Raw genomic sequence first — 6,926 nt, 5'->3', positions numbered from 1 at the left:
GGGCGTCTGGCCCGGCCCCGCCTCTTCGCGTCGTCGGTGGGCGTCAGACGCCCCCGAGCGACCGGGCGGCGATGACGAAGCCGCCGACGACGATCAGGCTGGCGGTGGCAACCGGCAGGGCACTCGAGATGCGCACCCAACGCCCTGAGGACACTCGCCCCGCGAACCGCGTGCGGGCGCGCAGGAGGAGGTAGCCGGCGCCCACCAGGGTCGCTGCCATGCCGATGCCGTAGGCCACCACCAGCGTGACACCGAACCACGCCCGGCCGATCGCGATCCCCCCGAGCAGGACCACCAACGCCGACGGGCTCGGAACGAGTCCGCCCGCCAGTCCCGGGGCCAGGAGGCTGCGCCACGTCAACGGTTCGTCGCCATGCTCGTGGCCGTGACCGTGGTCGTGGCCGTGGTCGTGGTCGTGGCCGTGGTCGTGGGTGTGGCCGTGGGCGTGGCCACGGCGCCGCGCCCGCACTGCACGACGGAGCAGCATGGCACCCACGCCGGCGAACAGCAGGCCGCTGGCCAGCCCGAGGTAGGGGTAGAGCTGCTCGGGGGCGACGCTCTGGGAGGCGGTCAGGACCAGCCCCAGGCCGAACACCCCGGCGGTGTGGGTGATGGCGACCGTCATTCCCAGCTGGAGGGCCTGCCGTGAGGTTCCCCGGCTGCCCACGAGGTAGGCGGCCATCACCGTCTTGCCATGCCCCGGCGCCAACGCGTGCAGGGCTCCGAGGAGTATGGCGATGCCCGTGGCCAGGAACGCGAACGCCACCGTGAGGTCCTGGGTCGACACCAGGTCGGTGAATGCGGTCGTCAGCCGCTCCAGCCCGCCGACCATCGACTCGCCCGGGTCGGTGGGCGTCGGGCCGGTTGCTCCCGCACCGCCCGGACGCACCGTCACCACGGCCTCGCGCTGCCGCAGCGGCGACTGCAGCAGCTCGTCGGGGTAGTCGGTGAGGCGAGCGCTGACCGGGTCGGCGGGGACGTCGCTGTCGATCACGGTGGTCCCGTCACCCACCGCGGTGATCTCCCGCCAGCCCAGGCGCTCGGGGAAGTTGCCGTCGGTCACCGTGATGGTCCGCTCACCGTCGAACGCGGGCGTTTCGAACCCGAGGCGGCACTCGAGCCGGAGGGTGTCCAGCCCAGCCTCCCCCTGGGGGAACGACAGGTCAGCCGCAACCACCTCAGGGGCAACCGGCTTCCCGTCGACGTGCACCTCCAGACCCTCGGAGAGCTCGGCGCACTGACCCGTGCGGTAATCCTGTGCGGCGTCGGGATCCAGGTGTCCGTCGGCTCCCCGACCCAGGCGCTCGATGACCTGGAACGCCGGCACCTCGGCGAGGTCCAGCACGTAGTCGACCGTGATGCCCTCGGCCCCGATGACCAGGCCGGCGTAGGTGTTGGTCGTGAAGTTGCCGAGCGGGTGCGCCGACGCGGCGCCCATCGGGGCGAGCACCAGGAGCACCAGCGCACCGGCGAGGACCATCGCGCGCCGCAGGGCCGTGCTGACGGGTCTCACAGGGTGCCCTGCGCTGTGGCCGACGCGGCCAGCCCCAGGCGGTCAGCCAGCCCCAGGCGGTCAGCCAGCCCCAGGCGGTCGGCCAGCCCCAGGCGGTCGGCCAGCCCCAGGCGGTCGGCCAGCTCCACCACGCGCTCGCGGTGGGCGAAGGAGAACCACGGGTTGCGGTCGAGCGCCGCGGCCAGCTCGAGGCCCGCCCGCTCCGCGTCGCCGGTGGCCGCGAACACCTCGGCGGCGTGGTAGCGCACCAACGGATCCGCGCTGCCCAGGCGCAGCGCGTCCTCCATGTAGGGGACGGCCTCCTCGGCGCGGCCGGCGCGCAGCAGCGCCCAGGCCAGCGCATCCGCCGCGTACACGTTCTCCGGCCGGGCGTCGTAGGCCTGCCGCGCGAGCTCCACGGCACGGTCGGGATCGTCGCCGCGATCCGCTTCGTACAGCGCCAGCTCCAGGTCGATGTTCTGCCCCGCATCCTCCTGCAGGCGCGCGATCGTCCGCGCCAGCGCGTACTGCTGCCGCGCGCGGTCCTCGTCGCCGACGTGGCTGTGCAGCTCACCGAGCAGTATGACCGCGTCGGGTTGTGGGAAGCGGTCGACGACCGCGGTCAGGCGCTCGATGGCAGCACCCATGTCCCCGCGGATCGCCTCGACGCGGGCGAGTCCCACGTCACCGGCCACGATGCCCGGGGACGCGTCGAGCGCACGCTGGTAGGCCGCCTGCGCATCGTCGAGCGCGCCACGCTCCACGTGCAGGTCACCGAGCAACGCCTGGACGGTCGCCACGTCGAAGACGGACCCGGAGCCCGCGGACTCCGCACGCCGCATCGCCTCCACGGCCCCGGACAGATCCCCGTGCAGCTCACGCAGGTAGGCCGTACGCGCGAGGGCGGGCAGGCCGGGTCGCCGGTCGAGCATGTCCTGCAGGTGCTCACCAGCCGCCTCGTAGTCGCCCAGCTCCACGGCGGCGTCGACGAGCACCCCCAGGATCTCGGCACTGTGCGGTCGGAGCGTGCGCGCCCGCTGGCCGTACTCGCGGGCCTCCGCGAAGTCGTGCAGCGCCAGAGCGAGGTGGCCGCGACCGAGCAGGGTGCCCGCGGCATCCGGGTCCAGCGCCTCGGCGCGGTCCAGGGCGCGCGCCGCCAGCGTGTAGAACGCCGGGTCGCCGACCTCGAAGGCCCGCTGGGTGTAGGCGATGCCGAGGGCCTGCCACGACTCCAGGTCAGCAGGGTCGGCCTCCACCGCGCGCTCCAACGTGGCGACCCGGTCCTCCAACGCTCCGGCCACCACCACCGACTCGACCGGCGCCCCGGCCGGCTCGAAGGTGACGAAGCGTCCGATCGCCACACCGGTCAGCAGCGCCATCACCGCCACGGTGACCACGGTCACCGAACGGCCCCGCTTGCCTTCCTGCGTGCTCATGCACTCCCCGGATCGTGTGTGTCGAATGGCGGAAAGGGTAGCATCCTACATAATCGTATAAGCGTGATCAAAAACCTGAAGATGTGGAAAACAGCCGAAATCATCCGAACTCGGTGTGTTCACCGCTGTGGCTCTCACCGGTGATCTGGCCGTGGTGGAGAAATCGGACCCACCCGGGACCCGGCCTGCGCCGAACGTGCCCTGCATCATCACGTTCGTCCCCAGCTCCGGCCCGGATGGGCCCACGCGGGAAAGGCTCGGCAATTGACAGCGCATCACGTGGACAGCGACGTCGCCGCGGACCAGACCGACACGCGGTCGCCAGACGGGGGTGACCCAGCCATCACCCCGCGTGGCGGCCCTACCACTCTGCGCATGTTGCTGGTGGCGGTCGTCAGCCTGACGCTGGGAGTCGGGCTCACCGCCGGCATCGCGGCCGTGCGCGATCGTGATGCCTCGCCCACCGGCGACGCACTGGAGACCACGCAGCTGCCGATCGGTGAGCCGGCCAACGTCCCGGAGATCACCGGCACCGTCGAGCCCGGGGTGCCAGCCGGCTCACCGGAGGGCGCGGTGACCGCCTTCCTCGACGCCGAGCTCGCTGGCGATCTGGCCGATTCCTACCTGCTGCTGAGCCTTCCCGACCGCCAGGAGTACCGCACCCCTGCCGGCTGGGTCGCCACGCACGCCGATGTCCTCCCGCCGGTCACCGACTACGAGGTCGAGGGTGTCACCGCAGACGACGGCCGGGCGGCGGTCGTCAGCCTGGTCAGGTTCGAGCCGAGCCTTGACCCGTCGGTCGGGCTCGTGCCGGCACGAGCGCGGGCGACCTGGGTGGTCGTGGCCGAGGGCGACGGTTGGGCCGTGGCCCTCCAGGAGTCGACCTTCGAGCCTCTGCACCCCCCCGAGGGTGAGGCTGCCGACGCGGTCCGCGCCTGGGCGGCATCCCACCAGCGCTGCGAGCCCGACGGGGAGCACACGGTCGTCCTCGGGCTGCCGGCCCTCGCGCGGGCGCTGTGCGACGCCGGCGGAGCGGTGCAGGTCGGCGACGTCGAGCGCTTCAACGAGGGGTTCGACACCAACAGCTTCCTCGCGTCCTACGGCGAGCCGGTCCTGGAGTGGGCGCGTGTCGTCCCCGTGACCGAGCCCGTCGAGCTGCGCGCTGTCGTGGCTCCCATCGGCCAGGACTGGACGGTCATCGGGGTCCTGGACAGCAGGACACCGCGATGAACGACGATCGGAGTCCGCCCCGCGCAACCACGTAGCCACACCCAGAACTGCTTTCACCCCCGCTTTTCCCAAGGAGGATTGCATGTCCCTTTCCCTCTCCGCCGCCCGCACGCGGTCAGTCGGCGCGCTACTCGCGCTCGGCCTGGCCGTGGCGGTCGCGATGGCACTGCTGTCGACCGCCGACGCGTCGAGCCACCGCGAAGCGCCACTGATCATGGAAGACCCCGTCGCCGACAACACCGACCTGTACGCGTTCACCAGCCCCGACCGGCCTGACACCGTCACGCTGCTGTCCAACTTCGTGCCGTTCCAGGAGCCCGGCGGCGGCCCGAACTACTTCCGGTTCGGCGAGGACGTGCGCTACAACATCCACATCGACAACACCGGCGATGCCAACCCGGACATCACCTACGAGTTCCGCTTCCAGAACGCCATCCAGAACCCCAACGAGTACCTCTACGGCGACCCCGTCGCCTTCCTCGAAGGTCGCGGCTCCCTGCCCATCGAGAACCTGTCCGACGACACCTACAACTTCCGCCAGACCATGTCGGTGTTCGAGGTCCGCGACGGCCAGCGCACCGAGCTCGGCAGCAACCTGACGTTGCCGCCCGAGCACGTCGGGCCCATCACCACCGGCGACGACGCCAACTACGAGCAGCTCGCGCAGCAGGCCGTCCACGACGTCGGTGACGGCATCCGCGCCTTCGCCGGCCAGCGCGACGACGGCTTCTACGTCGACATCGCCTCGATCTTCGACATCGGCACCCTGCGCCCGTTCCAGGGCGCCCACGCCCTCTCCCCGCGCGACGCCGAGGACGGCCGGGACACCTTCGCCGGCTACAACGTCCACACGATCGGCGTGCAGGTGCCCAAGGCCCTGTTGCGCGGCGCCGCCGACGACCCCGTCATCGGCGTCTACTCCACCGCGGAGCGTCGCAAGGTCCGGGTCTTCGCGCAGAACTCCAGCGCGGCTCCGGTGCATCGCGGCCGCTGGGTGCAGGTCTCCCGCCTCGGGATGCCCCTGGTCAACGAGGTCGTCGTCCCACTGGGAGTGAAGGACGCCTTCAACTCGATCCCGCCATCGGCCGACGCCGACGTCTTCCCGCAGCTCGACGCACCCCCGCTGTCGACCGAGGGCCCGATCCCGCTGGTCACCGACCCGATCCTGGCCGGCCAGATCAACGCCGTCTACGGCCTTGACGTGCCGCCCGCACCGCGTGAGGACCTCGTGTCGATCTTCCTCACCGGCATCGAGGACGTCAACCAGTCGCCGAACTTCTCCCGTCCGTCGGAGATGATGCGCCTGAACATGGACATCGACCCCTCGAACACCAACCTCAACGCCAACAACCGTCTCGGCCTGCTGGCCGGGGAGAACGACGGCTTCCCCAACGGACGCCGTCCCGGCGACGACGTCGTGGACATCTCGCTGCGCGCCGTCGCCGGCGGCACCCCGTTCACGCCCGACTTCAACGTCTCCCCCAACAACGAGCTGACCGACGGCGTGGTCGGCAACGACAAGCCGTTCCTGACCGAGTTCCCGTACCTGGCGACGCCCCACCGGGGCTACGACCTGACCAACCGTGACCGGGTACCCGCTGCCGAGGCGACGAACTAGATGGGGGGCGGCATGTACACCAGGCTCCGCGCCACCCCCCGCTCCTGGTGGCTCCTCGCCGGGGTCGCAACCATCGTGACCACGCTGCTGTTGCTGCCGCTCGGCAATTCCATCGGGGCACAGGAGGCCACCGACGACCCCCGGGTCATCGACCCGGCGAACGTGTGCTCCATACCCGCGCCCGAGGTGCCCTTCACCGACCGTGACCAGATCGCCGAGGTGCATCTCGCCTCGGTGGACTGTGCGTTCGCCCAGGAGATCACCCACGGCAGCGAGGACGGCAGCACGTACTCACCGCGCAACGCGGTGCGTCGCGACCAGATGGCGTCCTTCATCGTCCGCACGTTGGAGGCTGCCGGCGGCATCGACATCCCCTCGCCGTCGGACCAGGGGTTCACCGACATCTCCGGCAACGTTCACGAGGACGCGATCAACCAGCTCGCGGCTCTGGGCATCACGCAAGGCAAGACGGCGACGAGCTACGCGCCGGCTGAGGAAGTGCGCCGTGACCAGATGGCGTCGTTCCTCATGCGTGCCGCCAACACCCTGTTCGGCACGACCTTCGAGGCGCTCGAGACCGGCTACTTCTCCGACGTGGCCGCCACCAACGTGCACAGCCAGAACATCGATGCCGCATTCGAGATCTTCGGGCTGACCACCGGTCAGACCGCGACCACCTACGCGCCCGACCAGTCGGTGCGCCGCGACCAGATGGCGTCGTTCCTCGTTCGCCTCCTGGACGTCACCGAGTTGACCGACGTGTCGACCAACTCGGTCGACGTGGTGGAGGGTGCCCTTAACCTGCTGGGTGTCGGGACCGCCCCGGATCCCAGCGGCGACCTGCTCGACGACGTCGACCTCGACGTCGTCGACACCGAGGTCATCGACACCGACGTCATCGACACCGTCACCGAGCCAGTCGACGGCGTGCTCGACCTGCCCCTCGGAGGTCAGGACGTGAGCGGCGACGCCGCCACACCCGACGAGGCCGCCACACCCGACGAGGCCACCACACCTGACGAGGCCGCCACCACACCCGACGACCCAGCGTCCCCCGCGGACGACGGCGAGTCGGACGGTGGTGACCTGCTCGACCGCCTCTTCTAGGGGTTCTCCCGCACCACGGCCGCCGGCTGCTCCCGCAGCCGGC

General features: G+C 70.9%; 5 protein-coding genes. 3 read left to right on the top strand and 2 right to left on the bottom strand.

Annotation, left to right across the window (positions count from 1 at the left end):
• Positions 1–43: 43 nt before the first annotated feature.
• Both WD250_07355 and WD250_07350 read right to left on the bottom strand, forming a co-directional pair.
• Positions 44–1,513, bottom strand: a complete 1,470-nt coding sequence (locus WD250_07355) for a hypothetical protein (GenBank protein ID MEX2620019.1) — start codon at positions 1,511–1,513, stop codon at positions 44–46.
• Positions 1,510–2,928, bottom strand: coding sequence for a tetratricopeptide repeat protein (locus tag WD250_07350; GenBank protein MEX2620018.1), 1,419 nt, complete (start codon positions 2,926–2,928; stop codon positions 1,510–1,512). The genes WD250_07355 and WD250_07350 overlap by 4 nt, the downstream gene beginning before the upstream one ends.
• A 375-nt stretch (positions 2,929–3,303) precedes the next feature.
• On the opposite strand from WD250_07350, the gene WD250_07345 reads away from it, so the two are divergent.
• From WD250_07345 to WD250_07335, 3 genes are all read left to right on the top strand, one after another.
• Positions 3,304–4,158 carry a hypothetical protein gene (locus WD250_07345; GenBank protein MEX2620017.1) on the top strand — a complete coding sequence of 285 codons (855 nt, stop codon included), beginning with the start codon at positions 3,304–3,306 and terminating at the stop codon, positions 4,156–4,158.
• A gap of 82 nt (positions 4,159–4,240) precedes the next feature.
• The gene (locus tag WD250_07340; protein ID MEX2620016.1) at positions 4,241–5,776 is read left to right on the top strand and encodes a DUF4331 domain-containing protein; all 1,536 of its coding nucleotides are present in this window, start codon (positions 4,241–4,243) and stop codon (positions 5,774–5,776) included.
• 12 nt (positions 5,777–5,788) lie between these two features.
• Complete coding sequence (locus WD250_07335) at positions 5,789–6,883, top strand: S-layer homology domain-containing protein (protein ID MEX2620015.1); 1,095 nt, start codon at positions 5,789–5,791, stop codon at positions 6,881–6,883.
• The last annotated feature ends 43 nt before the right edge of the window (positions 6,884–6,926 follow it).

The sequence above is a fragment of the Egibacteraceae bacterium genome (assembly GCA_040905805.1).
Lineage (GTDB): Bacteria > Actinomycetota > Nitriliruptoria > Euzebyales > Egibacteraceae > DATLGH01.
Note: the sequence above shows the minus strand (reverse complement) of the source record. Positions and strands in the feature narration are given on the sequence as shown.

Bases quoted from the DNA above. Each gene is read 5' to 3' on its own strand.
- WD250_07350 (MEX2620018.1), bottom strand. From the start codon at position 2,928: ATGAGCACGCAGGAAGGCAAGCGGGGCCGTTCGGTGACCGTGGTCACC.
- WD250_07345 (MEX2620017.1), top strand. From the start codon at position 3,304: ATGTTGCTGGTGGCGGTCGTCAGCCTGACGCTGGGAGTCGGGCTCACC.
- WD250_07335 (MEX2620015.1), top strand. From the start codon at position 5,789: ATGTACACCAGGCTCCGCGCCACCCCCCGCTCCTGGTGGCTCCTCGCC.
- WD250_07340 (MEX2620016.1), top strand. From the start codon at position 4,241: ATGTCCCTTTCCCTCTCCGCCGCCCGCACGCGGTCAGTCGGCGCGCTA.